The sequence below is a fragment of the Rhodococcus sp. JS3073 genome (assembly GCF_026810085.1).
Classification (GTDB): domain Bacteria; phylum Actinomycetota; class Actinomycetes; order Mycobacteriales; family Mycobacteriaceae; genus Rhodococcus_F; species Rhodococcus_F wratislaviensis.
On the sequence record NZ_CP113951.1, the window covers coordinates 3,655,921 to 3,682,085 of the forward strand.

A 26,165-nucleotide genomic window follows, 5' to 3' on the forward strand; every position below is an offset into this window, starting at 1 on the left:
CCCACCTCACGACCGCTGCGGCGAGACCCATTGCACAACGTGTTAGTCACGACTAACGTATTGATCGTGCTCGATCAGTTGGAAGTCGCAGCTGAGCCCACCCGGAGACGCCTCATGCAACTGCTGACATCAGGTGAACAGACCGTCAACAACCTCGCCGCACACTTCCCCGCGAGCCGGTCGGCGATCTCGCAACATCTCCGGGTGCTCACCGAGGCCGGACTGGTCACTGCGCGTAAGGACGGACGCTTCAGGTACTACCGGCTCGACCCGCAGGGACTCGCGCAACTTCGCACGTTGTTCGACTCCTTCTGGATCGACGAACTCGACCGCCTCGTCGCGGACGCCACCGAGGAAGCAGCTTCCGAAGGAGACAGCTGATGCCATTCGACAAGACCGTCGTCGTCCCGCTGGACCCGGACGCCACGTTCGACCTCGTCACCCGACCGGAACGATTGCGGCGATGGCAGACCGTCGCGGCCCGCGTCGACCTGCAGGCAGGCGGCGAGTACCGGTGGACCGTCGTTCCCGGGCATTCGGCCGCGGGCACTTTCCGTGAGATCGTCCCCGGCAAGCGGGTGGTGTACACGTGGGGATGGGAAGGCGACGACGAACTCCCACCGGGATCGTCCACCGTGACGGTGACTCTCACCCCCACCGCCGGCGGGACCGAGGTGCGACTCGTGCACGACGGGCTCACCGAAGAACAGGCTGTCCGCCACGCGGAGGGCTGGAACCATTACCTCGACCGTCTCGTCGTCGCCGCGCAGAGGAGCGACGCCGGGCCCGACGACTGGGCGGCCGTTCCGGATCCGCTCGACGAACTGTCCAGCGCCGAGGCGACATTGGCCGTCGTGCAACGTGTCCTGCGCGACGTCACGGCCGACGACATGTCCAAGCAGACGGCGTGCACCGAGTTCACCGTCTCGCAGCTCGCCGATCATCTCGTCGGTTCGATCACCGCCCTCGGCGGCGCGGCGGGCGCGACGTTCGACGACGACCCCGGCAAACCCGTCGAGGCCAGAATCGCCGACCTCGCCCAACCCGCGCTGGAGGCGTGGCGCAGTCGCGGCCTGGACGGCACGGTGACGATCGGGCCGAACGACATCCCCGCCACTGTCGCCACCGGGATCCTCTCCATCGAATTCCTCGTTCACGCCTGGGATTTCGCGGCAGCGATCGGAGGCGAGGTCGCCGTGTCCGAGCCTCTCGCCGAATACGTGCTGTCGCTGACCCACAAGATCATCACGCCCGAAGGCAGGAAGGCCGTCGGGTTCGACGACCCCGTACCCGCCCCACACACCAGCGACGCGGTCACCCGGCTCATCGCCTACACCGGCCGCCACCCCGTCCCGGCGGTCTGACACCTCACACGGAAAGGTCCAGTCATGCCCATCAAGTCGGAATACGCCCAGGGAACACCGGACTGGGTAGACCTCCAAACCAGCGATCAGGACGCCGCCAAGGAGTTCTATGCGGAACTGCTCGGCTGGGAGTACGACGACCGGCCGATGCCCGAAGGCCCCGTCTACTCGATGGCCACCGTGCGCGGCGAGAACGTCGCCGCCATTGCGCCACTACAACCCGACGCGGCCGCGGCCGGGGCGCCTGCGAACTGGAACACCTACATCGCAGTCGACGACGTCGACGCGACGCTCGCGAAGGTCCCCGGCGCAGGCGGCCAGGTTCTGATGCCGGCGTTCGACGTGGGGGAAGCGGGCCGCATGTCCTTCGTCACCGACCCCACCGGGGCGGCCGTCGGATTGTGGCAGGCGAACAAGCACATCGGCGCCACCCTCGTCGGCGACCCGGGCGCCTGCCTGTGGAACGAACTGAACACCGGCGACGTGGAGAAGGCGCTCGCGTTCTACAACAGCGTCTTCGGGATCACCTCGTCGAAGATGTCGATGGGACCGGAGTACACCTACACGCTGTTGGAGGTGGGCGACGACCAGGTCGGCGGATGCGGTGAGCCGATGAAGCCCGGCACACCGAACCACTGGCGGGTGTACTTCGCCGTCGACGACGTCGACGCCAGCGCTGCGAAGGTCGTCGAACTCGGCGGCACGATCGTCGAAGAAGCGATGGACATCCCCACCGTCGGCCGCATGGCCGCCGTCACCGACCCGCAGGGCGCGATCTTCAGCATCATGACGCCCGAGGAACGTCAGGAATCCTAGACAGTGAAGATGCCGAAACCCTCCGAGGAGGACAAACAGTTCTTCCGGTCCTTGATCCCCGACGTCCCCGGCGTCGAGGTGAAGCCGATGTTCGGCAACCTGGGCGCGTTCGTCAACGGCAACATGTTCGCCGGGCTCCTCGGACCGAAAGTCGGGGTCCGGCTGCTCACCGAGCAGGCGAGGGACGAGCTGGCGTCGTCCGACGGCGCCGGCCCGTTCGGTCCGGGCGAAAAGCCGATGCGCGAGTACCTGGCCCTGCCGGACCGGTGGCGCGGCACCCCGGACCGCGCCACACCGTGGGTGGAACGCGCGATAGCCGAGATCGCCGCACTGCCGCCAAAGCAGCCGAAATCCCGGAAGAAGTGAACAAACGACGGCAGCCCTGACCTGGAGAGAAACCAGATCAGGGCCGCCGGTCGTTGGCGGAAGCGGAGGGATTTGAACCCCCGGTCGCTTTCACGACGCTCGCTTTCAAGGCGAGTGCATTCGGCCGCTCTGCCACGCTTCCGTGGGCGATCTTATCGGTACCCAGGCGCCGGCGGACAACCGGTCAGCGGTCGCCGATGGCCTTGTCGACGCGTTCGAACACCTCGGCGAGAACCTTCAGCTGAGACTTGGTGAGCAGATCGACGAGGTTGCTGCGCACCCCGGCCACATGGGTGGGGGCCGCTTCGGCCAGCCGGGCGCGACCTTCGTCGGTGATGACGGCGAGCACGCCGCGGCCGTCCTCGAGGCACGTGTCGCGGGTGACCATGCCCTGCGCTTCCATCCGCCGGATCTGGTGGGTGAGGCGGCTGCGGGAGGACAGGACGCCGTCCGCGAGATCACTCATGCGCAGCGAACCGTCCGGCGACTCGGACAGCAGCACCAGAATGCGGTAATCCGCCAGGGACAGATCGTGTTTCTCCTGCAGATCCCGGTTGAGGACGTCCATCAGCCGCTGGTTGCCGTCCATGTACCCGCGCCAGGCGCGCATCTCGGCCGGGGTCAACCAATTGGTCGCGGCTTCGGCGTCGGAGGTTTCTGCTGTCACAGGTTCACAGTCTAGTAGTGCGACATTACTTTCCAGTAGCGTGCGGTCCCCGGAACGCCGAGCGCGCCGCTGTGATCGGTCACCGCCACCGGGCGACGACGCATTTCGCTAGCGTCGTCCCCATGTATGCGATCACGATCGATCAACCGGGCGGCCCCGAAGTCATGAAATGGGCGGAGCAGCCGGACCCGGAACTCCCACCCGGTCACGTCCTCCTCGACGTCGCCGCGACGGCCGTCAACCGCGCCGACCTGTTGCAGCGTCAGGGGTTCTATCCCCCGCCGCCCGGAGCCAGCGACGTCCTCGGGCTCGAATGTTCCGGCACGATCGCCGAACTCGGCGAGGGAGTGTCGGGGTGGTCCGTCGGCGACCAGGTGTGCGCGCTGTTGGCCGGCGGCGGATACGCGGAGAAGGTGGCCGTCCCCGCGTCGCAGCTTCTCCCACTCCCCGAAGGGGTCGACCTGCTCGTCGCCGCGTCACTGCCGGAGGTCGCGTGCACGGTGTGGTCGAACGTCGTGATGGGCGCCGGCTTGTCCCGCGGCGACGTGCTGCTGGTGCACGGCGGTGGCGGCGGCATCGGCACGCACGCCATCCAGGTGGGCGTCGCGCTGGGGGCCCGGGTGGCCGTCACCGCCGGCTCCGAGGAGAAGCTGGCGCGCTGCCGCGAACTCGGCGCCGACATCCTCGTCAACTACCGCGAGGCCGATTTCGTCGACGAGATCCGCAAGGCGACCGACGGACACGGCGCCGACGTGATTCTCGACAACATGGGTGGCTCGTACCTCGACCGCAACGTCGACGTGCTCGCCGCCGACGGCCGGCTCGTCGTCATCGGCATGCAGGGCGGGCGGAAGGGCGAACTGGACCTCGGCAAGTTGCTGTCCAAGCGCGGCCACGTGACGGCGGCCGGACTGCGGGGGCGGGCCGAGTCGGGACACGAGGGCAAGGCCGACATCGTCGCCGACGTCCGCAAGCGGCTGTGGCCGCTGATCGCCGAGGGCGCGGTCCATCCCATCGTCTCGGCGGAACTGCCCATCACCGAGGCGCCGCGCGGGCACGAACTGCTGGACTCGGCGGACACCGTCGGCAAGGTGATCCTGACGATCCCGCGGAACTGACGGTCTGCCTGCTGCCGTCGTCGCCCGATGTGACATTCGTCCGCTCCAACGAAACGAATGTCACATTGGGCGCCGCAGGGCGGCGGGCACAGCGGGCAAAAGCAGGCGGCGGGTCAGCCCAGGGTGGCGAGCTCGTTCACGAGCTGGTCGATCTCGTACCGGGTGGTGTACGGCGCGAGACCGATGGTGACGGCGCCGCCCTCGTCGTTGACGCCGAGTGCGTCGAGCAGCCGGGAGCCGCCGTGGACGCCGCTGACGGTGGCGATGCGCTTGTCGGCGAGATGCGACGCGACCTTGTCGGCCGAGACTCCGGCGACGGTGAAGCTGAGCGTCGGAACCCGGCTGGGCGAGCGCCCGATGACCATGACCTGCGGTAGCCGCTTCAGCGACGACATGAGGTGGTCGAACAGGGTGTCCTGGTAGTTCTGCAGCGAACTGATGGACGCCTCGAGCTTCTGGCGGCGGGAACCGGTGGCCGACTCGTCGAGGTTCGCGAGGAAGTCGATCGACGTGGTGAGGCCGGCGAGGAGCGCGAACTGGTGTACCCCGACCTCGAGACGTTCGACACCCCGCGCATACGGGTTGAGCGAGACGGCGGGGATGCGGTCGAGGAGGGTGGGGTCGCGGAAGACGAGTGCCCCGACCTGCGGCCCGCCCCAGGAGGTGGCTCCCACAGCGACGACGTCCGCTCCGAGTTCGTTGATGTCGACGTGCGCGTAGGGGGCGGCGCCGATCGCGTCGACGACCATCAGACCACCGACTTCGTGGACGCGGTCCGAGGCGACGCGGACGTCGGGCGCCGAGCCGACGATCGGGGATGCGGCGGTGAGTGCGACGAGACGCGTCGTGGTGGTGATGAGGTCCTGGAACTGCCAGCTGGGGAGTTCACACGTCTCGATCTCGACCTCCGCCCACCGCACCTGTGCGCCGTAGCGGCTGGCGACTCTGAGCCAGGGCGCGACGTTCGCTTCCTCGTCGAGGCGGGAGAGCACCAGCCCGGTTCCGAGGCCGAGTCGCGTGCTCAGCGACTCCGCCAGCCAGGCGAGGAGAACGGATCGGTCGGGTCCGAGGACGACCCCGGCGGGATCGCCTCCGACCAGGTCGGCGACGGCTGCTCGGGCCGCATCGAGTACCGCCGCACTGCGCCGGCTGGACACATGTCGCCCGGTCGACGAAGAGGCAGACGCCCGGAAGGCCGTGGAGACAGTGCGCGACACCGCGTCCGGAATCTGCATGCCGGCCTGCGGATCGAGATGGATCCAACCGTCGCCGAGTGAGGGGATGAGTCCCCGAACGCGGGCAACGTCGTAAGCCATGCCCGACACTCTAAGACCCCAAGTCAATACGGTCGAAGCCAGCCATCGATTGTTGCGAAGTGCAACAAAGATGGAAACGGCTCAAATCGGACGCACCTTCGCACTGCCGAGCGGGAACAGACAAGATGGAGGCATGACGAACTCGGAGAATGAACACGTCGTCGTGATCGGCCCCGACGGTCAGCCCATGGCCATCCCCGTCGCCGAGGCCGCGAGCAAGCCCGAGGGCCCCGAAGCCGGCGGGGACGGGATCGGGAACGGCACGGAGTCGGTGGCCGACATGGTGGAGCAGCCGGCCAAGGTCATGCGCATCGGAACCATGATCAAGCAGCTCCTCGAGGAGGTGCGCGCGGCACCGCTCGACGATGCCAGCCGCAACCGGTTGAAGGAGATCCACAAGTCGTCGATCCACGAGCTCGAACAGGGCCTCGCCCCCGAGCTGCGCGACGAACTCGAGCGCCTCACCTTGCCCTTCACCGACGACACCGTCCCGACCGACGCCGAACTCCGCATCGCGCAGGCGCAGCTGGTGGGGTGGCTCGAAGGACTGTTCCACGGCATCCAGACGGCCCTGTTCGCCCAGCAGATGGCGGCCCGCTCCCAGCTCGAGCAGATGCGTCAGGGAGCACTGCCTCCGGGCATCAGCATGGGCAACCCGCACGGGGCGCACAATCACGATCCGGGGTCGCAATCGAGTGGTACCGGCCAGTACCTGTAGCAACGGGCGAAACAGCATGGAACTCGACTCCCGGTAGGCTCGGTGCCCGTGTCAGCATCCGCTATCGAAACCGAGGCCGCAGGCGGCCCGCTCCCGGCGTCCGATTCGCAGACCTTCCGTCGCGCGTTCAAGGACCTCAGGGACGGCTTCGCTCAGCGCGAGCTGTGGCTGAGCCTCGGCTGGCAGGACATCAAGCAGCGTTACCGGCGGTCGGTGATCGGCCCGTTCTGGATCACGATCGCGACCGGCGTGCAGGCCGCGGCGATGGGCATCCTGTACTCCGCCCTGCTCGACATCCCGCTGGACGAGTTCCTGCCGTACGTCACCGTGGGTCTGATCGTCTGGAACCTGATCAGCGCGAGCATCCTCGAGGGCTCCGAGGTGTTCATCGCCAACGAGGGGCTGATCAAACAGCTGCCGTCGGCGCTGAGCGTCCACGTCTACCGGCTGGTGTGGCGGCAGCTGCTGCTGTTCGCCCACAACCTGGTGATCTACGTGATCATGCTGTTCGCGTTCGGGGTGTGGCGGCACCTGACCTGGATGTCGCTGGCCGCGATCCCCGCGATCGCGCTGATCGTCGTCAACGCGGCGTGGGTGTCGATCATGTTCGGCATCTTCTCCACCCGGTACCGGGACATCGCGCCGATCCTCGGCAGCATGACGCTGCTGCTGTTCGTGCTCACACCGATCATGTGGACGACGCAGAGCCTCGAGGCGCAGGGCGGACAGGCCGCCGAGCGCGTCAAACTCGCCGAGCTGAACCCGCTGTTCCACTACCTCGACATCGTGCGCGCGCCCATGATCGGGCAGGACCAGCAGGCGTACCACTGGTACATCGTGCTGGCCATCACCGTCGTCGGGTGGGCCGCCGCCATCCTCGCGCTTCGCAAGTACCGGGCCCGTGTGCCCTACTGGGTTTAGGGGTCTGAAGCAATGACAGAACATGTGAGTATCGAGACGCGGGATGCCTGCGTCGACTTCCCGATCTTCGACGCCAAATCCCGGTCGCTGAAGAAGGCGTTCCTCGGCAAGGCCGGCGGGTCGATCGGGCGCAACAACTCGGACGTCGTGGTCGTCGAGGCCCTGCGCGACATCAACCTGTCGCTGAAGGAAGGCGACCGGATCGGCCTGGTCGGCCACAACGGCGCCGGCAAGTCGACGCTGCTGCGGCTGCTGTCCGGCATCTACGAACCGACCCGCGGCAGCGCGAGCATCCGCGGCCGCGTGGCCCCGGTCTTCGACCTCGGTGTGGGCATGGACCCCGAGATCTCCGGCTACGAGAACATCATCATCCGCGGACTGTTCCTCGGGCAGACCCGCAAGCAGATGCTCGCGAAGATGGACGAGATCGCCGAGTTCACCGAGCTGGGCGAGTACCTGTCGATGCCGCTGCGCACGTACTCCACCGGTATGCGCGTGCGCGTCGCGATGGGCGTGGTCACCAGCATCGACCCGGAGATCCTGCTGCTCGACGAAGGCATCGGTGCCGTCGACGCGGAGTTCATGAAGAAGGCGCGCGTGCGTCTGCAGGCGCTGGTGGAGCGGTCCGGCATCCTGGTGTTCGCCAGCCACTCCAACGAGTTCCTCGCCCAGCTCTGCGACACGGCCATGTGGATCGACCACGGTCGGATCCGGCAGCAGGGCGGCATCGAGGACGTCGTCCGCGCGTACGAGGGTGACGACGCCGCCGACCACGTCCGCCACGTCATCTACGAGTTGGACCGGGAGAAGTCCAAGCTCACCGCTTCGGCCGAACGGGACGCCCGTAGCGACAGATCGAACGAGCGTCCCGTTCGCACGGCCGCGGAAGCCGAGGCGGAGTCCGCGTGAGCGCTGCTGCCGAGCGGATCGTCGGTGTCGTCGTCACCCACAAGCGCCGCGAACTGCTGGCGGAATCGCTGAAGGTCCTCGGCTCGCAGACGCGTCCGCTGGACCACCTGGTGGTCGTGGACAACGCCGCCGAGGACGACGTGCGTGAACTCGTCGAATCGTCCGGGATCCCCACCAGCTACCTCGGTTCGCAGCACAATCTGGGCGGGGCCGGCGGCTTCGCGCTGGGGATCCTGTACGCCCTCTCGCTCGGCGCCGACTGGGTGTGGCTCGCCGACGACGACGGCCGCCCCGAGGGACCGAAGGTCCTGGAGACGCTGCTCGACTGCGCGCAGCGGCACGGGCTGGCCGAGATCTCCCCGGTGGTCTGCGACATCGACGACCCCGACCGTCTCGCGTTCCCGCTGCGCCGCGGTGTGGAGTGGCGACGGCTGCGCTCCGAGCTGTTCGCCGACGGCGACGACTCGGCCGACCTGCTGCCGGGCATCGCGTCGCTGTTCAACGGCGCACTGTTCCGCGCGTCGGCGATCGACACGGTCGGCGTTCCCGACCTGCGTCTGTTCGTCCGCGGCGACGAGGTGGAGGTGCATCGCCGGCTGGTGCGGTCGGGGCTGCCGTTCGGCACCTGCCTGCAGACGGCGTACGTACACCCGAACGGCGCGGAGGAGTTCAAGCCGATCCTCGGCGGCCGGATGCACACGCAGTACCCGGACAACGAGACGAAACGGTTCTTCACGTACCGCAACCGCGGCTATCTGCTGTCCCAGCCGGGCATGCGGAAGCTGCTGCCGCAGGAGTGGGTGCGGTTCGGCTGGTATTTTCTCTTCACGCGACGTGATCCGCAGGGTCTGCGGGAGTGGATGCGGTTGCGGAAGCTGGGCCGTCAGGAGCGGTTCGAGCGCCCGTAACTCGGTTGCGCCCGGGTTCCGCCCGGTGGGAGCATCGTGGGGTTCCGGTCTGAGAATCTCGATGTGTCGCGAAGGAGTGAGTGTCCGATGACTGTCTCGTCGGTCGACGCCGTGTGCGTCCACTCCCCCTTCCCCCTCGCCTGACCGAACCCGCGCAGTGGTCCGGTCGGCGCTCATCGACCCGAGGATCACACCCACCATGTTCGACCCTGGACTACTCCTGCCCTACGGCTGGAACGACACACTTTCCGATACCTTCGACAACTACCCGGCCGACGGTCGCGAGCCCGGGCGGGTGATCCGCGTGGACCGCGGTCGCTGCGACGTCGCCGCGCCCGCCGGCGTCGTCCGCGCACTCGCAGGCGAGCACACGCTCTGCACCGGCGACTGGGTGACGCTCCACCGTCACGGCGACGAGATCGCCGTCGCCGACCTGCTCCCCCGGCGCAGCGCGATCGTCCGGTCGTCCGCGTCCGGCCGGTCGGAGGGCCAGCTCCTCGCGGCCAACGTCGACACGGTGGTGATCGCCGCCGCACTCGACACCGCCCTCGATCTCGGACGCATCGAACGCCTGCTGGCCCTGGCGTGGGAGAGCGGCGCCCAGCCGGTGGTCGCACTCACCAAATCCGATACCGTGCAAGATATTTCCCACGCGACCACGGAAGTGGCGGCGGTGGCGCCGGGTGCGACCGTGCTCGCGGTGAGCGCCGACACCGGCGACGGCATCGACGTCCTCACCGCCGTGATCGACGGGACGGTCGCCCTGATCGGACCGTCCGGCGCGGGCAAGTCGACGCTCGCGAACGCGCTGCTCGGCGAAGACGTGCTCGCCACCGGACGCGTCCGCGAGGGCGATCACAAGGGACGCCACACGACGGCGCACCGTGAACTCCTGCCGCTGCCCCACGGAGGCGCCCTGATCGACACGCCGGGACTGCGGGGTGTCGGCATGTGGGACGCCGCCGACGGCATCGACAAGACGTTTCCCGAGATCGAGGAACTCGCGGCGCAGTGCCGGTTCGCGGACTGCTCGCACGGGACGGAACCCGGCTGCGCGGTGCTCGACGCGGTGGAGCGCGGCGAACTGCCCGAGCGCAGACTTGCGAGCTACCGCAAGCTGATTCGCGAGAACGGGTGGATCGCGTCGCGCACCGACGCGAGGCTGCGAGCCGAGCGCGAACGCGAGTGGAAGAGCATCGCCCGCTGGCAACGGCAGATGTACCGCAGCCGCGGTCACTGACACGGGCGTGCGACCCGCATCCCGGTTCGAGCGGTGAGCCGGGATGCGGACTGGCAACATGGGTATATGTTCGATCTTCGGAGAAAGGCCCGTCTCAAGCTTCAACGTGCCGTGTCCGAGGTGGTGTCCGAATCGGACCGCCGGTCCCGCGAGCTCACCGAGAACCAGCACGACCAGACCCTGGCGGAGCTCAGCGCGACCAATCAGGAACTCGCCCGGGTGCTGTCCGAGCTGTCCGATGCCCGCATGGAGATCTCCGACGTCCAGCAGCGGCTCGGCGAACTCGAGCAGCAGGCCCGCCGCGACATCACGCAGGCGCTGGACGTGCGGGCCACGAACGAGGCCGCGGCGTTCGTGCTCGAACACATGCCGAAGGCGCCCGTGTTCTGGAATCCGCAGGACACGCTGCGCTACGGCCTGTCGCAGGTGGAGGTCGACGGGCTGGCTCTCGAGTTCGGGGTGGCGTCGGGCACCACGCTCCGGATCATCGTCGAACAGTTGAAGGACGCCGAGCACGAGGTGTTCGGGTTCGACGTGTTCTCCGGTCTGCCGCAGACGTGGCGCACCGGATTCCCCGCCGGGGAGTTCGCGCAGGAGAAACTGCCGCAGGTGCGGGGCGCGCAGTTGGTGCCCGGACTCTTCGAGGACACACTGTCGGGCTTCCTCGAGACGCACCCGGGACCGGTGTCGTTCGTGCACCTCGATGCCGACCTGTACTCGTCGACGAAGGCGGTGCTCGACCGGCTCGAACGCCGGCTGATCGCGGGCACGGTGATCGTGTTCGACGAGTTCTTCAACTTCCCGGGCTGGCAGGAGCACGAGTACCGGGCGTGGACGGAATTCGTCGACCGCACCGGCGTCGGCTTCGAGTACCTGAGCTACACCGCGAACCACGAGCAGGTGGTCGTGCGGATCACCGCACCAGCTTCACCGCCTGCGTGACGTTGAACGTCGCGCGTTCGTCGATCCGCAGTCCGGACCGCGCGAGCGCGGCGAACGCCTCGGTGTCCTCGAAGTGGTACGGCGGCAGCGTCCACACCTCGTTGGACGTGTGCCGGATGACGCGCTCGGTGTCGCGTTCGTAGTCGGTGAAGAACCAGACCACGGTGCACGATTCGAGCGCGCCCGCGAGGTCCGGGACGGCGAGTTCGTCGTCCCACAGCGACCCCCGGCTCGCGGCCGTGGTCCCGAGCCCGATGTCGCGGGTGCCGTCGAATGCCTCCGGCCGCACGTTCTTCACGAGCCGCAGCGACGTGGGGTTCCAGGCCGGCTTGTCGAACAGCACGCAGTCGCCGGGGCGAAGGTGCTCCCCGGCGAAACCGTTGACGGTGCTGAAGTCCATGCCGCTGGGTTTCGCCCACTGCTCGCGCTGTTCGAGGTAACTCGGCGACGCGGCCACCGCGAACACCGCCAGCACCGCCGCGGACTGCCACCACTGCCGGGCCAGGGCGGCCAGGCAGAGTCCGCCGACGAGAGCCACCGCCGGCGTCGTGAACGTGAAGTACCGCGGGAGATACACCGGGCTGCGCAGCAGCGAATAGGCGAGCAGCGCCGCCATCGGCACCGCGATCCACGGCAGCGCGACGGACAGCACCGGGGGCAGGCGGTGACCGCGCAGCAGCGCCACGAACCCGGCCACCACCAGGAGGGCGAACAGCGCCGCGAACCACGGTGCGCCGACGAACCACTGGTACTCGGCGACGGCCCGCGGCAGGTGGCCGTCGAGCGGCGGGATCCACGCCACCTGGACCGATTCCCGGCGCACCAGCGCCACGAACGGCGCCGCGGCCACCGTCCCCGCCGCCGTGGCCGACGCCCACCCGAGCCAGGACCGCCGGGCATCGCGCAGCAGCAGGATCGTCAGCAGGTGCGCGGGAACGAGGGTGATCAGGTAGACGAACAACACGATCGACACCGCCAGGCCGGCGGCGTACAGCGCCCACAGCCACCAGCGCCGGAACCTCAGTGCCGCAAGGAGAATCACGGTCAGCCAGACCGCGGCCGCCGCCGTGGCCGCATACCCGCGGGCCTCCGCGGCAGCCCACGTGACGCTGGGCAGGATCACGAACAGGATCCCGGACAGCACCGCCACCCGCCGGGTCGAGATCAGCGCACCGAGCACCACCACCCCTGCGCCCGCCGCACCCGCGGCCAGGGCGCTCGGGAACCGCGCCGAGAACTCCGAGGCACCGAACGTCGCGAACCAGTAGTGCATCCCGACGTAGTACAGCCCGTGCACGGCGTCGATGTGGCCGAGCAGATTCGACAGGTCGGGCCGGGATCGCTGACTCGAATACAGCGTCGCGACCTCGTCGTACCAGAACGACGGACGCCAACTCCACGCCGCGCCGAGCACCACACCGACAGCGAAGACGAGGAACGAATCCCGGAGCAGCCCACGCACATCACGGGCCTGCACCGGTCCGGCCGACGTCACTTCCCGTACAGGCGAGCCCAGTTCTCCCGGCTGGTGAGCTGCGGCAACGCGTCCCGGTACTGACGCTGCGTCGACGCCGCGTCGTCGCGGAACCGCTTCATCAGCTTCGCGGTCCGGGCGGTGAGCTCACGGGCCGTCTCCTTGTCGCGGCGGCGTACCCGCACCCCGGACTGGGAGGCGTCGGTGATGACGGCGGTGTCGAACAGCGACACGTGCCACCAGTGCGCCTCGGCCACAGGAATACTCGCGACCCCGTGCTGCGTGCGGCCGAGCCACTGGTACGCGGCCCGCTTGGCGAGGACGAGGTCGATCTTGCTCTTGTCCGGCTCGAAACCGGCGTACCGGGTGACGAGGTCGGAGTTACGCACACCGGGAATGTTCGACGCGGGGTGCTTGACGGTTTCGGGGAACCGCTTGCGCTCCTCCCGGATCGACGCCAGCACGGCCTGTCCGCCGTCCTCGAGCACCTTCGGGCCCTCGAGGAAGTCCTCGATACCGCGGATCATGGTGTACGCCAACCCGTACTGCATCGACACCAGGTACTGGGTGATCTCCCGCGTCATCATCTTGCTCAGCGACTTGGCGTCGAAGTCACTGTGCAGCGCGGCGGCGATCAGCGAGTTGCGGATGCTGAAGTACTTGGCCCAGTCGTCGCGGTCCTTCCAGTGGAAGTCCGCATGCCACACACCGGCGTTGGGCAGGGTGACCGTGACGAATCCGGCGGCGCGGGCGCGGATGCCGTACTCGATGTCGTCCCACTGGAAGAACATCGGCAGCGGGAGCCCGATCTGCGCGACGACCTCCGCGGGGATCAGGCACGACCACCACGCGTTGTAGCCGGCGTCGACGCGCTTGTGCTGCTTCTTCTTGAGCAGGTTGATGTCGTGCCGCGACCCGGCCGCCCAGCGGCCCGCCTTCAGCTTCGACAAGTCCGCTTCCTCGGCGCTGACGTGCAGGTGCTCCGGGTTCATCAGGTACAGCATCTGCGCGCCGACCAGTGTCGGCTCGGTGGTGACGTTGGCGAAGGCGTTCATCCGCAGGATCGACTCCGGCTCGCACAGGATGTCGTCGTCCATCAGGATCAGGTTGGCGTGCTCGTTGATGCCCGACACCTCGTACATGCCGCGGGTGAATCCGCCGGCCCCGCCGAGGTTCGGCTGTCGCAGATAGACGAGTTTGTCGCCCAGGATCTCGGCGACCTCGGTGAACCTCTCCCGGTCCGACACGTGGTCGCTGCCCTGGTCGACCACGTACACGGCGTCGATGCCGGACGCCATCGTCGGGTCGTTCGCGATGGCGGCGACGGTCTCGGCGCAGTCGTCGGCGCGGTTGAACGTGCAGATCGCGATCGCGGCGGGACGGATCACCGACGGCGCGGCGACGGTCCACTCCAGGTCGGTCACCGCGAGGGGGCCGTCGACGGCGGTGAACTCCACCCACAGGGAGCCGCCGTCCAGGTAGGCGTCGAGCTTCGCGGACAGCGTCGCCGTGCCCGAGCCGTCGATCTCCGTCGTCGCGAGGATGCGGGAGTTGCCGCCTGAATCGGAGCCGCGCAGCGCCACCACGGCGCGACCGTCGGCCTCGTGGTGGAACCCGACGGTCACGTCGGTGACCGTGGTCCAGCGCTGGTAGTAGCTGGCCGCGAACCGGCCGAAGTAGGTGTCGGTGTCGACCATCGCGCCCTTTTCGAGGTGCACGACGTAGCGCTCGCGGTGGGCGCGGCCCTTGACGATCCTGGCGTACAAATCGTCCTTGACCCGGGTGGTCGGTCCCGTGAAGAGACCTCGCGCCACCACGAGGCGGTCGGGTGCGCGATGCTCGGTGAGAGCACTCCGTACCGCGGCCGTGCTCCCGTCCACAGGTGCTACCGACGCAGACTCGTTCATAGTGCTCCTACTGTTCCCCGCGAGAGGTGGGCTGGACCGCGCCACGGCGACGGCACGATCCTCTTCTCGGTTCGCAGGGTATCAACCTCGCGACGCGCTCCCTGACCATGCGAGGCGACCTCCGTCCCGGTGACGAGCCCGCAGCCGGAACAGTCCCATCCCCATGGCGAGCACATCGGCCCTGGATATGCGGGTTTCGTGGCTGTCGTGATCGTCGCTCAGACGCACCGGGACCTCCACCGGCACGATGCCCGCCCGCTCCGCGAGGTAGACGAGTTCGGTGGTGAACAGGAACCCGGGCTCGACGAGGCCGGGAACCAGTCCCCGCATCAGGTCGCCGTCCATCAGGACGGTGCCCTGGGGGTCGCCGGTGCGCATCCCGAGAATCACGCGGCGCAGCGCGGCGAAACCCCACGTCAGGGTTCCCCGGAGGGCGCCGCGCCGCACCTGCGAGTCGGGGTGGGCCTTCGAACCGATCACGACTTCGGGCAGCCGGCCGTCGTGGCCGGCGGCGAGCTTCTCGGCGCCGTCGAGATCGTCGAACCCGAACGGCAGGTCGTCGGCGGTCAGCAGCACGTGCGCGCCGCGACTCGCCGCCGCTCCCGTCCGCAACGCATTGCCCATTCCCTTCTCGCTCCGCAGGACGGTGAGCGACACGGGTCCGGGCGTCCAGTCCGCGGCGAGTCGGGTGCAGATGTCCATGGTGCCGTCGGTGGATCCGTTCTCCACGACGATGATCTCGACGTCGTGGCAGGCCAGTCGTTCGGCCACCCGGTGCACGGTGTGCTCGATGACGGCGGCGGAATTGTAGGCCGGGATGACGACGGACAGCGCCTTCGGCGCACGTGCGTCTTTCTGGTCGTGGGAACAACCGAAAAGGCGCACGGGCGCAGCCTAACTCGTAGGCTCGGAGTCCGTGGCACCCTCCGCGTCCGTGTCTTCGACGTTCACCCGATCGATACGCGGGGTCCCCGAGTGGGTGGTGGCACTCGCGGTCGCGGTGACTGCCGCGGCCATCGCGACGGTTCCCCGGATCGTGTACGACCGCTTCTACTACGGCGGCGACATGCTGGAATCGTTCGTGCCGTCCTGGCACCGGATCGGCACGGAACTCCTGGCCGGGCGGTGGCTCACCGTCAATCCCGACGCCTGGATCGGCGGAAATTACGCGGGCGAGGCCGCGTACGGTCTCTACAACCCCGTCAACCTGGCCAACTACATCCTGGCCGCGACATTCGAGAACCTGTCCGTCGCGGCGTTCGTGGTCATGGCCGAGTTCCTCGCACTGTTCGCCCTCGCCACGTACCTGCTGTGCCGCGAATACGGTGCCCGGCGTGGTCCCGCGATCCTCGCCGGACTGACGATTCCGTTCAGCGGTTTCACCCTGTTCTACGAGGCGGCGGGCTGGCCGTCCGGGATGATGGCCGTCGCGTGGGTGACGCTGTTCTGGTGGTCGGCGCTCCGCCTCTCCCGCGGTCGCACGAATCCGATGGTCACGTTCGTGATCGGTGCACTGACGGTGAGCATGGGCAACCCGTACGCCGCGCTGGGCGCCGTGGTCGTTCTCCTGGGCATCGGAATCGGCCTGCTCGTCGCGCGGCAGTTCTTCCGGTTGCTCGTGCTGGTGATCACCGGCGCATGCGCAGGCACCGCCGCGCTGGTGACGTATCTGCCGCTGTTCCTCAGCGTCGACGTCACCACCCGCGCCGGCAGCACCGGCATCTTCAACGACACCTTCCTGCAGCCGCAGATCGGCGGTCCCGCGGGAATGAGCAGCCCGTCGTACCTCCCCGTGATCATGACGTTCGGGGGTCCCGTCGAGGTGATCCCGTCGCTCTACCTCGCGTGGTTCGTGCTGCCGCTGCTGCCGTGGCTGCCGTGGGGCCGCATCCGCGCGCTGTTCGCGTCCGCGGGGTTCCGTCGCGCGCACGGGCGGCCGCTGATCAGCCTGGTCGTGATCGCGGTCGTCTACTTCCTCTTCACGTTCGGACCGTCGAACGTCGGGATGTTCCGGTGGCCGATCCGGCTGGTCGAATACCTGTACCTGTGCGTGGTGATCGGTTTGTCGCTCGCGCTGTCGCTGGGGATCGCCCGCGACCGGGTGCGTCACCGGGCGACGGCGTCGGCGGTGCTGATCGCGCTGGGCTTCTACCTGGCGTTCGCGTCCTCACCGGCCCTGACTCTGCGGCACACACTGTTCGCGCTGCTCGTCGCGGCGCTGTGCATGCTGGCGTACACCGCCTGGCGCACTCGGGGCCCGAATGCTCTCGTCGCCGCCCTGGTCCTGGGGACCGTGGTGGTGACCGCCGCACAGGTGTGGTCCCTCACCCGCGACGTCGAGCGCGGCAGCCGTGTCGACCCGGCGAGTACGACGGTGCTGTCCGCGCAGACGGACCGCTACCAGGGCACCGTGCTGCAACTCGCCGACCTGGACGACACGTCCCACGAGGACGTCACCGCGGGCCGGATCCTGTTCGGCAACGAGATCATGGCGTCGTCCGCGGAGGGCAGCGTCAATGCCTACACCGGCATCGGGTTCACCGAGTTCCAGGAAGCCCTGTGCATGGACTACCGCGGCGCCGTCTGCCCCGGGGTGTACGGGGCGCTCTGGCAGCCGGTGAACGCGGACATCCCGATCCCGCTGATCGACTACCTCCGGGTGTCGACGCTCGTGGTGGAGCACGGGCTCGTGCCCGGGGTCGCGACGGCGCCGCCCCCGCCCGGCTGGCACGTCACCGAACGCAGCGACTCCCGGACGGTGTTGCAGCGTCACCGGCCGCTGCCCCTGCCCGGACGCGTGTCGTTCGCGTCCGAGGGTGTCCGGGTGCTCGCGTCCGATACGAGCGCGGCGACGGAGACCGTGCGGGTGGCGGGCAGCGGCGGGACCGTCTCGTTCGCGCGCCTCGCGTGGCCCGGCTACTCGGCCACCGTCGACGGCGAGCCGGTGGACGCGACCGCGGGGTGGCACGGCCTGCTCGAGGTGTCGGTGCCGCCGGGTGACCACGAACTGGTCGTCACGTTCCGGCCGCCGCGGCAGAACCTGTCCGTCGCGGCGTTCGGTGCCGCGACGGTCGTGGTGCTGATCCTGTCCGTCGTCGATGCGGTGGTGCGCAGGCGGAAGCTCAGCGCGGCGACCACTCGGACGACGTGAACGCCGACGCCTCGGTGGAGCCGGATCCCGCGACCGCCGCGGACGACAACGCGTCGGCGATCAGCTGGTGGCCGATCTGGTTGGGGTGGTCGCCGTCGTCGGCCAGCAATCCGGTGGGGTCGCCGTCGCCCCACGTTCCCTTGAACGTGCTGAACAGGTCGACGTACGTGGCGCCCTCCGCGCCCGCGACCTCCGAGATGACGTCGTTGGCGCGCAGCGTCAGCGCGGCACTGTCCCGGAGGAACTGCGGTCCGTACAGCTCGCGGGCCACGTCGCCGTCCGGGAAGACGTCCCAGTACCCGGTGACCAGCACCGCGGTCGGCTGTCCGGCCCGCAGTTCGGCGATGCGGTCGAGCACGGACGTCAGCGTGGTCTGCAGCTCCGGGAGCACCGGCTCGAAGCAGCCGAGCCCGTCGTCGCCACCGCAGTCGCCGTCCAGGTAGTCGTCGAGTTCGGCGTAGAAGTCGTTGGCGCCGATCGTGACGGTGACGAGGTCGGCGTCGCGCACGGCGTCGGCGTCGTATGCGCCGGGTTCGAGGGAGTCGAGCAGGTCGGTGCTGGTCCAGCCCCCGACACCCAGGTTGGCGACCTGGACGGGCAGCGCGTCGTCGCCGGACAGCTGATCGCCGAACAGTTCCACGAACGGCGTGCAGCCGGGGCATCCGTCACCGGCCGGGATGGAATCCCCCAGGCCCACGAGAGTCGCGCCTGCGGGCGGCGATTGTGGCTGCGGTTGCGCCACGGGCGGTGCCACAGTCGCGGAACACCCGGCGAGGAGCGGAATCACGACCGCTACGGGAACACCGAGAATCCAGCGTCGCACGGGGCCTCCCCATCACGTCCTGCGCCTCGGAGGGAGCGCTCGTCACCGGTCCGGACGAATTCTACCGACGGTCGCGCTCGGCTGCCGTTCCCCGCGGGACCGTGCGGACGTGCGCCCGCTCGCCCTGAGGACCGAACAGGCTGAGGATCTCCACCGGTTGCGGTCCGGGGTTGCCGAACCAGTGCGGGACGTGGGTGTCGAACTCCGCGACCTCCCCCGGCGTCAGGATCACATCGTGTTCGCCGAGCAGCAGTCGCAGCCGGCCGGACAGCACGTACAGCCATTCGTAGCCCTCGTGGACCTGCAGGTTCGGGACGACGTTGGGGTCACCCGGCGGGATCACGTGCTTGAACGCCTGGATCCCGCCGGGCCTGCGGGTCAGCGGGATGATCGTCGTGCCGTTGCGCTCGAGGGGCCGCAGATGAACGCGGGGGTCGCCGGTGGCGGGTGCGTCGACGAGTTCGTCGAGGGGCAGCTGATGGGCGCGGGCCAGGAGGAGCATCAGCTCGAGCGTGGGTTTGCGCTGGCCGGACTCGAGCCGCGACAGGGTGCTCACCGAGATCCCGGTGGACTCGGAGAGCTGGGCGAGGGTCGCCCCGCGCTCTTGTCGGAGAGCTTTCAACCGCGGTCCCACGGCATCGAGGACGCCGTCCAGATCGGGTACGTCGTCGTTCACACCACCATGTTGCCACAGCGGCAAACATACTTGCCAGTTTCGCGGTCTCCCCGGACAGTGGACATCACGAGATCGACGAGCGAAGGAGAACGCGATGAAAGACAGTTACGACGTGGTGGTCGTCGGCGGTGGCGCAGCCGGACTCGGCGGGGCACTGGCCCTGTCGCGAGCACGGCGATCGGTGCTCGTGATCGACGCCGGCTCCCCGCGCAACGCGCCGGCCGGGCACATTCACAACTACCTCGGCCGCGAGGGCACCCCTCCCGGTGAACTACTGGCCATCGGACGTGAGGAGGTCGCCGGGTACGGCGGCGAGATCGTGACCGGCACCGTCACGTCCGCCGACAAGGCCGGGGACGGCGAATTCCGGGTGACGCTCGCCGACGGCGCGACCGTACGGGCGCGGAGACTGCTGGTGACCACCGGCCTCGTCGACGTGCTCCCCGACATCCCCGGGGTGGCCGAGCGATGGGGACGCGACGTCCTGCACTGCCCGTACTGCCACGGCTGGGAGGTTCGCGACCAGCCGGTCGGCGTCCTGGTCGGCAGTCCGCCGGCGGTGCACCAGGCGCTGATGTGGCGTCAGTGGACCGAGGACGTGACGTTGTTCCTCGACGACGCGAACGAACCCACCGGCGAGGAGTACGAGCAGCTCGCCGCACGCGGGATCGCCGTGATCGACGGCGGTGTGGCCGGACTGGAGGTGCAGGGTGACCGGCTGACCGGTGTGCGGCTGCGCACAGGTCAGGTCTTCCCCCTCACCGCCGTGGTGGTCCCGCCCCTGTTCAGGGCCCGCGCCGACTTCCTCACGAGCCTCGGCCTGGACACCACCGAGATGGAGATGGCCGGACACGTGATCGGCACCGCCGTCGCCTCCGACGCGACCGGCGCCACCGCGGTTCCGGGGGTGTGGGTGGCCGGTAACGTCGCCGACCCGAAAGCGCAGGTGATCGTCGCCGCCGGAGCCGGCCTGAGCGCTGCGGCAGCCCTCAACGCCGACCTCATCGCGGAAGACACCCGCCTGGCGGTCGCCGGAGCGCTCAGCCGGTAGCCGACACCGTCGCCTCGTGGACCACGCGATGCGCGGGCAGGATCGAGTCACGCTCCGCGTCGGCGTCCCCCTCGCCGCCGATCAGCCCGACGTAATGCGCGAGCTGGGCGGCGAGGGGTTCGTCGCTGTAGCGGAGGGTGGGGATCTCGATCACCGTCTGCTGCTTGTAGCCGTCGCGGTCGGCGGGCAGGTCGTCGTCGATGTGCCGGTAGATGGTGATGTCACGGCGCAGGAGATCGATCTCGATCAGGCGGTCCGGCTCCAGCAGCGACAACTGCCGGACCTTCCGCTGACTCACCCGGCTGGCCGAGATGGTGGCCACCGCACCGGATTCGAATCGCAACACCGCCTCCGCACAGTCCTCGGCCTCGTTCCGCCGCGAACTGTCGTGGAAGTACCCGAACTCGGCCTTCACACCGACCGGCGGTGATCCGACGAAACCGATCGCGAGGTCGACGTCGTGGATCAGCAGGTCGGTCGCGACGCCGGTGGGGATGCGGGAGACGAACGGCGAGTGCCGGATTCCGTTGACCTGCCACACGTCACCGGCGAATTCACGTGCCGTCCGGACCGCCGGGTTGAACCGCTCGAGCAGGCCGCACATCAGCGGGACACCCGTCGCGGCGGCGCGTTTCACCAGATCCGTGCTCTCCTCGTACGTTGCGGCGAGCGGCTTTTCGACGAGCAGCGGCTTGCCGAGGTCGAGGACGCGGCCGGCCAACTCGTAGTGGGCGGGTGTCGCCGCCGCGACGACGGCGGCGTCGATGCCGTCCAACTCGTCGAAATCCGCAGCCCATGCGGTGTCGAACCGTGCGGCGACCTCCCGCCCGTGTTCCTCACGCGGTTCCACGAGCAGGGCGAGGTCACACAGCGGCGACTGCGCGAGAACGCGGGCGTGCAGCGAACCCATCCGGCCGGATCCGACGAGCGCGATCCGCGGTCGCGTGGACGTCATCACGCCTCCATCGCCTCGCGGACCGCGGCGACGATCCGGTCGACGTCGTCGGTGGAGAGCGCGGCATGGACGGGAATGCTCAGGCACCGGCGGGCCACGGATGTCGCGACGGGCGTCGGCGACGCGATCACCCGGGGATGCTCGCGGTAGCAGTCGTAGTCGTAGACGGTTCTCGGGTAGTAGACACCGCTGCCGACTTCCCGATCGCCCAGACGCTGCGCGAGGGTGTCGCGGTCGATCGGCGCATCGGGTGCGAGGATCACGGTGAACTGGTGCCACACGTGCCCGCGGCCCGCGAGTTCCGAAGGCAGAACTAGACCTTCGACGTCCTTCAGACCGGTCCGCAGCGCCTCGGCATTGCGCCGGCGCGACTCCACCTGTTGCAGATAGGAACCCAGCTGCGGCAACCCGAGACTGGCCTGCAGATCCGTCATCCGGAAATTCTGGCCCGCCATCTCGTACTCGTAGCGGCGTCGCATGCCCTGATTCCGCAGCACCCGCAACCGATCGGCCACCGCGTCGTCGTCCGTCGTGACCATGCCGCCCTCGGCGGTGGTGAGATTCTTGGTGGCATAGAACGAGAAGCAGCCGAGCCCGAAACTGCCCGCACCCTTGCCGTCGAACGTGGCACCGTGCGCCTGCGCGGCGTCCTCGACGACGGCCAGTCCCCGGGACTCGGCCAGCGGCATCAGCGCACCCATGTCCGCGGTCTGCCCGTACAGATGCACCGGCATCAGCACCCGGGTGCGGTCGTTCACGCACTGCGCCACGACGTCGGGGTCGAGCGCGAAATCGGCCTCCCCGATGTCCGCGAATCGTGCCGTCGCGCCGGAGTCGAGGATCGCGTTGAGCGTGGCCACGAACGTGAAGGGGGTGGTGAGCACCTCGTCGCCCGGCCGGAGATCCAGCACCCGCAGCGCCGCGATCAGCGCGGTGGTGCCACTGTTGACGGCCACGGCGTGCCGGGTGCCGACGAGTTCGGCGAACCCCTCCTCGAACCTCGCGACCTTCGGTCCCTGCGCGACCATCCCGGATCGCAGGGTGTCGAGAACCTCGCGCTCGACGTCCTCTCCGAAAGAGATACTCGAGATCGCGATCACGGTTCCTCCGATAGATTGACGTGCGTTCACACCGTCTTCACAGATTGCACCCACTTGAAGGTTCCCACGGTCTGCACGGCTCCTGGAAGGAATCGCCAACTTTCATGACCATCGGTGAAAACTGCGAGATCCATCCGACCGTCGTGATAGGCGACGGCGTCACCGTCGGGGACCGGGTGAGCATCGGACCGTATGCCGTCCTCACCGGCCCGCTCGACATCGGCGACGACTGCTGGATCGGCGCCCACGCGACGCTCGGGGCGCCGCCGGAGTGGATCGGGAAGACGCATCCCCGCACGTGGACGGAGGTCAGCCCGCATCAGGGTGTCGTGATCGGCGCGGGCACCGTGATCCGGGAGATGAGCGCCGTCCAGCAGGGCGCGGAGCGGCCGACGACCATCGGGCGCGGCGGATTCGTCATGAACCACACGTCCGTCGAGCACGACGTCCGGATCGGCGAAGACTGCGTCCTCTCGCCGTCCAGCACTCTCGGCGGCCACGTGACCCTCGGCGACGGTGTCAATCTCGGTATGAGCGCGGTGGTGCATCAGCGGCGGGTGATCGGTGCGCGTGCAATGGTCGGGATGGGATCGGTCGTCGCCAAGGACATTCCGCCGTTCGCCACGGTGTTCGGCAACCCCGCCGCCCTGCGCGGCACCAACCGGGTGGGCATGAGCCGCGCCGGGATCGCCGACCGCGACATCGCGGCCGTGGCGGCGCTGTACGCCTCGGGGCGGCTCGACGCCGACGCGGAACTCCCGAACTCGCTCGCCGACGCGTTCGCCTGGTGGCGGGAACTGGCGGCGAAACCGCTCGTTTCCTGATCCGGCGCCCTCCGATTGCTATCGTCGGAAACGAACGCTGCACCGCCGCAGCGCACTGCCGGTGAGGGGGTGGCTCTCGTGGACGCCGATCCCGAGATCGTCCCGGACCGTGGCGGTCGCGCCGTCCTGATGAACGCGCTGCGGATCCTCGTCACCCTCGCGATCGTCGTCGCCATCGTGTTCGCCGTGAAATCGCAGTGGGCCGAGGTCAGGGACACGATCACCCAGCTGGACTGGTGGGCGCTCGCCGTCTCCGCGGTATTCGTCTTCCTCGGCATGGGCGCGGCGGTGCGCGCGTGGCAGCACGCGCTCGGGGCCCTCGAACACCCGATTCCCGCCTTCGACGCCGCCCGCTGCTACCTGGTCGGTCAGCTCGGCAAGTATCTGCCGGGCAGCGTGTGGGCGTTCGTCCTCCAGACCGAGCTCGTGCGCCGGGCCGGGGTGTCGCGGGCCAACGGATTCGTCGCCGTCCTCGTCACCGTCGGGCTGAGCATCACATCGGCGCTGGTCGTCGGGCTGCTGGCGCTGCCGGCCCTGTTCCACATCAGCACGGTCGCGGCGGTCGCGGTGATCGTTCTCGTCCCGATCGCTCTCGTCTGCTGCTATCCACCGGTCCTCACCCGGCTGGTGAACCTGGCCCTGCGGATCCTGCGGCGCGCCCCGCTGCAGCGGCAACTGACCATGCACAAGATCGGGCGGGCCCTCGGCTGGTGCGCCGTCAGCTGGGTCCTCTACGGCGTGCATCTCTGGTTCCTCGCGTCGAGCTCGGCGGGATTCGAGGCGGGCACCCTGGTGCAGTGCATCGGCGCGATCGCCCTCGGCATGTGCGCCGGTGTGCTGGTGGTCGTCGCGCCGTCCGGCATCGGGGTCCGCGAGGCCGTCGTCGTCGCGGCGCTGTCCCCGTTCATGGACAGCGGGGTCGCGCTGGGGCTGGCTCTGGCGTCACGCCTGGTGTTCACGCTGTGCGAGGTGCTCGCCGGCTTCGTCGCCGCGATCGCCGGTTCGCGTTCGCTGCGCAACGCCCTCGTCCACGAGGATTCGCGGGTACCGCAGCCGTCCTGAGGAGACCGCGATGACGGACGCCTGGGAGATCGATCCCGCGTACGAGCTCTACATCGGCCGCTGGAGCCGGCTGGTCGCGTCGCAGTTCCTGCGGTGGCTGGCCGCCGGCCCGGGCTGTGCGTGGTGCGACGTGGGTTGCGGGACCGGCGCCCTCGCCCACACCGTTCTCCGCACGGCGGATCCGGCCCGGGTGGTCGGAGTCGAACCGTCGCAGCCCTTCGCGGCGTCGGCTCGCGCCGCGACGGACGATCCGCGTTTCGAGGTCCGGTCGGGCACCGCCGAATCCGTCCCCGCCGAGGACGGCGAATTCGACCGGGTGGTGTCCGGGCTGGTTCTCAATTTCGTTCCCCGGCCGCACCAGGGGCTCGCCGAGATGCGCCGAGTCACGCGGGCCGGCGGGACGGTCGCCGGGTACGTGTGGGACTACGCCGACGGAATGCAGATGATTCGCGCGTTCTGGGACGCCGCGCGCGAACTCGACGAGGCCGCCGCGGACCTCGACGAGGGCGTCCGCTTCCCGCTCTGCCGGCCGCAGCCACTCCGCGATGCACTGTCCACGGCGGGGCTGACCGGGGTGGAGGTGCACCCTCTCGACGTTCCCACCGTGTTCGCCGACTTCGACGATTTCTGGCGGCCGTTTCTGGGCGGCCAAGGGCCCGCGCCCGGATACTGCACGTCCCTGCCCGCCGGGCGCCGGGACGAGCTCCGGGACCTGCTCGATGCCCGACTGGGCCGCGACGAGGCAGGCCGCATCGCGCTGACGGCGAGAGCGTGGGCGTTCCGCGGAACCGTCAGCCGATGACGGATTCCGTGGCCGCGTACGCCTTCTCCGCGGATTCCTTCTGCGCCCGCCACCACGATTCGTTGTCGCGGTACCACCGCACCGTGGCCTCGAGCCCGGTGCGGAAATCCTTGTACTGCGGCGCCCAGCCCAGTTCGGTGCGCAGCCGCGTCGAATCGATCGCGTAGCGCAGGTCGTGGCCCGGGCGGTCGGTGACGAAGTCGAGGTCGCCGGGGTCGCGGCCGAACAGCTCGAGCAACGTACCGACGACGGTCCGGTTGTCGACCTCGCCGTCCGCGCCGATCAGATACGTCTGACCGAGACTCCCCTTCTCCAGGATCGTCCAGACGGCCGCGTTGTGGTCGTCGACGTGGATCCAGTCGCGCACGTTCTTCCCGCTGCCGTACAGGCGGGGGCGCACCCCGTCGATCAGGTTGGTGATCTGGCGCGGAATGAACTTCTCGACGTGCTGGTACGGGCCGTAGTTGTTGGAACAGTTCGACAGGGTGGCCCGCACCCCGAACGACCGCGCCCACGCCCGCACCAGCAGGTCGCTGGACGCCTTGGTGGCCGAGTACGGGCTCGACGGGTTGTACGGGGTCGACTCGGTGAAGCGCTCGGGGTCGTCCAGTTCGAGGTCGCCGTACACCTCGTCGGTGGAGATGTGGTGATACCGGACGTCGTGGGCGCGGACGGCCTGCAACAACGAGAACGTGCCCATCACGTTCGTCTGCACGAACGGCGTCGGGTCGGCCAGCGAATTGTCGTTGTGCGATTCGGCGGCGAAGTGGACGACCGCGTCCGAGTCCGCGACCAGACGATCCACCAGCGCGAAATCCGCCACGTCGCCGTGCACGAACTCGATGCGGTCGGCCACCGGGTCGAGCGACCGCAAGTTGCCGGCGTACGTCAGCGCGTCGAGCACCGTCACCTGCACGTCCGGCCGCTCGGCCACCGTCTGGTGCACGAAGTTCGCACCGATGAACCCGGCGCCGCCTGTCACGAGAAGCCTCATGTGCACCCACCCTAGTGGCGCTCCCGAGTTTCTATCCGACGCGAACACTGGAACACTGCGC

Annotated in this window: 26 protein-coding genes and 1 tRNA gene; 16 read left to right on the forward strand and 11 right to left on the reverse strand. The window is 68.9% G+C overall.

Annotated elements, in window-relative coordinates; all coding sequences use genetic code 11:
• Window positions 1–114 precede the first annotated feature (114 nt).
• The 4 genes from OYT95_RS16495 to OYT95_RS16510 are packed head-to-tail and all read left to right on the forward strand — an operon-like array spanning window position 115 to window position 2,546.
• Entirely contained in the window at window positions 115–381 is a 267-nt protein-coding gene (locus tag OYT95_RS16495; protein ID WP_245973379.1) for an ArsR/SmtB family transcription factor, read from the forward strand.
• The gene (locus OYT95_RS16500) at window positions 381–1,364 is read left to right on the forward strand and encodes a TIGR03086 family metal-binding protein (RefSeq protein WP_268791969.1); all 984 of its coding nucleotides are present in this window, start codon (window positions 381–383) and stop codon (window positions 1,362–1,364) included. The genes OYT95_RS16495 and OYT95_RS16500 overlap by 1 nt, the downstream gene beginning before the upstream one ends.
• A 24-nt stretch (window positions 1,365–1,388) precedes the next feature.
• A complete protein-coding gene (locus OYT95_RS16505; RefSeq protein ID WP_037228102.1) occupies window positions 1,389–2,180 on the forward strand; it encodes a VOC family protein in 792 nt (263 codons plus the stop codon).
• Between the two features lie 3 nt (window positions 2,181–2,183).
• Window positions 2,184–2,546, forward strand: coding sequence for a TfoX/Sxy family protein (locus tag OYT95_RS16510; RefSeq protein WP_037228104.1), 363 nt, complete (start codon window positions 2,184–2,186; stop codon window positions 2,544–2,546).
• A 54-nt stretch (window positions 2,547–2,600) separates the two neighbouring features.
• Here OYT95_RS16510 and OYT95_RS16515 read toward each other — a convergent pair.
• Window positions 2,601–2,688 (reverse strand) — tRNA-Ser (locus tag OYT95_RS16515).
• A gap of 42 nt (window positions 2,689–2,730) precedes the next feature.
• Window positions 2,731–3,213, reverse strand: a complete 483-nt coding sequence (locus tag OYT95_RS16520; RefSeq protein WP_005248780.1) for a MarR family winged helix-turn-helix transcriptional regulator — start codon at window positions 3,211–3,213, stop codon at window positions 2,731–2,733.
• A 122-nt stretch (window positions 3,214–3,335) separates the two neighbouring features.
• Between OYT95_RS16520 and OYT95_RS16525 the strand changes: the two genes are divergently transcribed.
• A complete protein-coding gene (locus OYT95_RS16525) occupies window positions 3,336–4,331 on the forward strand; it encodes an NAD(P)H-quinone oxidoreductase (RefSeq protein ID WP_095868386.1) in 996 nt (331 codons plus the stop codon).
• A 113-nt stretch (window positions 4,332–4,444) separates the two neighbouring features.
• Here the strand turns inward: OYT95_RS16525 and OYT95_RS16530 are convergent, their stop codons facing one another.
• A complete protein-coding gene (locus tag OYT95_RS16530) occupies window positions 4,445–5,647 on the reverse strand; it encodes a cysteine desulfurase-like protein (protein ID WP_025431672.1) in 1,203 nt (400 codons plus the stop codon).
• A 133-nt stretch (window positions 5,648–5,780) separates the two neighbouring features.
• Between OYT95_RS16530 and OYT95_RS16535 the strand changes: the two genes are divergently transcribed.
• From OYT95_RS16535 to OYT95_RS16560, 6 genes are all read left to right on the forward strand, one after another.
• On the forward strand, window positions 5,781–6,365 hold the full coding sequence (locus tag OYT95_RS16535) for a bacterial proteasome activator family protein (RefSeq protein WP_037228106.1): 585 nt from the start codon (window positions 5,781–5,783) through the stop codon (window positions 6,363–6,365).
• A gap of 48 nt (window positions 6,366–6,413) precedes the next feature.
• Window positions 6,414–7,286, forward strand: coding sequence for a galactan export ABC transporter permease subunit Wzm/RfbD (wzm, locus tag OYT95_RS16540; protein ID WP_012691162.1), 873 nt, complete (start codon window positions 6,414–6,416; stop codon window positions 7,284–7,286).
• Window positions 7,287–7,298: 12 nt separating this feature from the next.
• A complete protein-coding gene (gene wzt / locus OYT95_RS16545; RefSeq protein ID WP_268791970.1) occupies window positions 7,299–8,195 on the forward strand; it encodes a galactan export ABC transporter ATP-binding subunit Wzt/RfbE in 897 nt (298 codons plus the stop codon).
• Window positions 8,192–9,103: a galactofuranosyltransferase GlfT1 gene (glfT1, locus tag OYT95_RS16550; RefSeq protein WP_268791971.1), complete on the forward strand. Its 912-nt coding sequence runs from the start codon at window positions 8,192–8,194 to the stop codon at window positions 9,101–9,103. Before wzt ends, glfT1 begins: the two co-directional genes overlap by 4 nt.
• A 157-nt stretch (window positions 9,104–9,260) precedes the next feature.
• Window positions 9,261–10,343: a ribosome small subunit-dependent GTPase A gene (rsgA, locus tag OYT95_RS16555; RefSeq protein WP_268791972.1), complete on the forward strand. Its 1,083-nt coding sequence runs from the start codon at window positions 9,261–9,263 to the stop codon at window positions 10,341–10,343.
• Between the two features lie 66 nt (window positions 10,344–10,409).
• The gene (locus tag OYT95_RS16560; protein WP_128640286.1) at window positions 10,410–11,285 is read left to right on the forward strand and encodes a class I SAM-dependent methyltransferase; all 876 of its coding nucleotides are present in this window, start codon (window positions 10,410–10,412) and stop codon (window positions 11,283–11,285) included.
• Here the strand turns inward: OYT95_RS16560 and OYT95_RS16565 are convergent.
• The 3 genes from OYT95_RS16565 to OYT95_RS16575 all read right to left on the reverse strand — a co-directional run bounded on the left by OYT95_RS16565 (window position 11,257) and on the right by OYT95_RS16575 (window position 15,551).
• Window positions 11,257–12,780, reverse strand: a complete 1,524-nt coding sequence (locus OYT95_RS16565; RefSeq protein WP_268791973.1) for a glycosyltransferase family 39 protein — start codon at window positions 12,778–12,780, stop codon at window positions 11,257–11,259. The genes OYT95_RS16560 and OYT95_RS16565 overlap by 29 nt on opposite strands.
• Window positions 12,777–14,666: a glycosyltransferase gene (locus OYT95_RS16570; protein ID WP_268791974.1), complete on the reverse strand. Its 1,890-nt coding sequence runs from the start codon at window positions 14,664–14,666 to the stop codon at window positions 12,777–12,779. The genes OYT95_RS16565 and OYT95_RS16570 overlap by 4 nt, the downstream gene beginning before the upstream one ends.
• Window positions 14,667–14,747: 81 nt before the next feature.
• A complete protein-coding gene (locus OYT95_RS16575; RefSeq protein WP_268791975.1) occupies window positions 14,748–15,551 on the reverse strand; it encodes a glycosyltransferase in 804 nt (267 codons plus the stop codon).
• A 49-nt stretch (window positions 15,552–15,600) separates the two neighbouring features.
• On the opposite strand from OYT95_RS16575, the gene OYT95_RS16580 reads away from it, so the two are divergent.
• The gene (locus tag OYT95_RS16580) at window positions 15,601–17,817 is read left to right on the forward strand and encodes a hypothetical protein (RefSeq protein ID WP_268791976.1); all 2,217 of its coding nucleotides are present in this window, start codon (window positions 15,601–15,603) and stop codon (window positions 17,815–17,817) included.
• Here the strand turns inward: OYT95_RS16580 and OYT95_RS16585 are convergent.
• Both OYT95_RS16585 and OYT95_RS16590 read right to left on the reverse strand, forming a co-directional pair.
• Window positions 17,789–18,640, reverse strand: a complete 852-nt coding sequence (locus OYT95_RS16585) for an SGNH/GDSL hydrolase family protein (protein WP_112301612.1) — start codon at window positions 18,638–18,640, stop codon at window positions 17,789–17,791. The genes OYT95_RS16580 and OYT95_RS16585 overlap by 29 nt on opposite strands.
• A gap of 61 nt (window positions 18,641–18,701) precedes the next feature.
• On the reverse strand, window positions 18,702–19,316 hold the full coding sequence (locus tag OYT95_RS16590) for a helix-turn-helix domain-containing protein (RefSeq protein WP_037228127.1): 615 nt from the start codon (window positions 19,314–19,316) through the stop codon (window positions 18,702–18,704).
• A 94-nt stretch (window positions 19,317–19,410) separates the two neighbouring features.
• On the opposite strand from OYT95_RS16590, the gene OYT95_RS16595 reads away from it, so the two are divergent.
• Complete coding sequence (locus OYT95_RS16595) at window positions 19,411–20,367, forward strand: NAD(P)/FAD-dependent oxidoreductase (RefSeq protein WP_128640289.1); 957 nt, start codon at window positions 19,411–19,413, stop codon at window positions 20,365–20,367.
• Here the strand turns inward: OYT95_RS16595 and OYT95_RS16600 are convergent.
• Both OYT95_RS16600 and OYT95_RS16605 read right to left on the reverse strand, forming a co-directional pair.
• A complete protein-coding gene (locus tag OYT95_RS16600; RefSeq protein WP_037228131.1) occupies window positions 20,357–21,322 on the reverse strand; it encodes a Gfo/Idh/MocA family protein in 966 nt (321 codons plus the stop codon). The two genes, OYT95_RS16595 and OYT95_RS16600, sit on opposite strands and share 11 nt — an antisense overlap.
• Window positions 21,322–22,422, reverse strand: coding sequence for a DegT/DnrJ/EryC1/StrS family aminotransferase (locus tag OYT95_RS16605; protein ID WP_112301610.1), 1,101 nt, complete (start codon window positions 22,420–22,422; stop codon window positions 21,322–21,324). The genes OYT95_RS16600 and OYT95_RS16605 overlap by 1 nt, the downstream gene beginning before the upstream one ends.
• 104 nt (window positions 22,423–22,526) lie before the next feature.
• On the opposite strand from OYT95_RS16605, the gene OYT95_RS16610 reads away from it, so the two are divergent.
• The 3 genes from OYT95_RS16610 to OYT95_RS16620 all read left to right on the forward strand — a co-directional run bounded on the left by OYT95_RS16610 (window position 22,527) and on the right by OYT95_RS16620 (window position 25,110).
• Entirely contained in the window at window positions 22,527–23,246 is a 720-nt protein-coding gene (locus OYT95_RS16610; protein ID WP_128640290.1) for a DapH/DapD/GlmU-related protein, read from the forward strand.
• 69 nt (window positions 23,247–23,315) lie between these two features.
• Entirely contained in the window at window positions 23,316–24,308 is a 993-nt protein-coding gene (locus OYT95_RS16615; protein WP_037228140.1) for a lysylphosphatidylglycerol synthase transmembrane domain-containing protein, read from the forward strand.
• Window positions 24,309–24,318: 10 nt separating this feature from the next.
• A complete protein-coding gene (locus tag OYT95_RS16620) occupies window positions 24,319–25,110 on the forward strand; it encodes a class I SAM-dependent methyltransferase (protein WP_268791977.1) in 792 nt (263 codons plus the stop codon).
• Here OYT95_RS16620 and rfbB read toward each other — a convergent pair.
• Entirely contained in the window at window positions 25,100–26,104 is a 1,005-nt protein-coding gene (rfbB, locus tag OYT95_RS16625; protein WP_268791978.1) for a dTDP-glucose 4,6-dehydratase, read from the reverse strand. The genes OYT95_RS16620 and rfbB overlap by 11 nt on opposite strands.
• Window positions 26,105–26,165: the final 61 nt, after the last annotated feature.

Bases quoted from the DNA above. Each gene is read 5' to 3' on its own strand.
- OYT95_RS16530 (WP_025431672.1), bottom strand. From the start codon at position 5,647: ATGGCTTACGACGTTGCCCGCGTTCGGGGACTCATCCCCTCACTCGGC.
- OYT95_RS16600 (WP_037228131.1), bottom strand. From the start codon at position 21,322: ATGACGTCCACGCGACCGCGGATCGCGCTCGTCGGATCCGGCCGGATG.
- OYT95_RS16610 (WP_128640290.1), top strand. From the start codon at position 22,527: ATGACCATCGGTGAAAACTGCGAGATCCATCCGACCGTCGTGATAGGC.
- OYT95_RS16525 (WP_095868386.1), top strand. From the start codon at position 3,336: ATGTATGCGATCACGATCGATCAACCGGGCGGCCCCGAAGTCATGAAA.
- OYT95_RS16495 (WP_245973379.1), top strand. From the start codon at position 115: ATGCAACTGCTGACATCAGGTGAACAGACCGTCAACAACCTCGCCGCA.
- OYT95_RS16505 (WP_037228102.1), top strand. From the start codon at position 1,389: ATGCCCATCAAGTCGGAATACGCCCAGGGAACACCGGACTGGGTAGAC.
- OYT95_RS16500 (WP_268791969.1), top strand. From the start codon at position 381: ATGCCATTCGACAAGACCGTCGTCGTCCCGCTGGACCCGGACGCCACG.
- OYT95_RS16560 (WP_128640286.1), top strand. From the start codon at position 10,410: ATGTTCGATCTTCGGAGAAAGGCCCGTCTCAAGCTTCAACGTGCCGTG.
- wzt (WP_268791970.1), top strand. From the start codon at position 7,299: ATGACAGAACATGTGAGTATCGAGACGCGGGATGCCTGCGTCGACTTC.
- OYT95_RS16570 (WP_268791974.1), bottom strand. From the start codon at position 14,666: ATGAACGAGTCTGCGTCGGTAGCACCTGTGGACGGGAGCACGGCCGCG.
- rfbB (WP_268791978.1), bottom strand. From the start codon at position 26,104: ATGAGGCTTCTCGTGACAGGCGGCGCCGGGTTCATCGGTGCGAACTTC.
- OYT95_RS16595 (WP_128640289.1), top strand. From the start codon at position 19,411: ATGAAAGACAGTTACGACGTGGTGGTCGTCGGCGGTGGCGCAGCCGGA.
- OYT95_RS16535 (WP_037228106.1), top strand. From the start codon at position 5,781: ATGACGAACTCGGAGAATGAACACGTCGTCGTGATCGGCCCCGACGGT.
- OYT95_RS16620 (WP_268791977.1), top strand. From the start codon at position 24,319: ATGACGGACGCCTGGGAGATCGATCCCGCGTACGAGCTCTACATCGGC.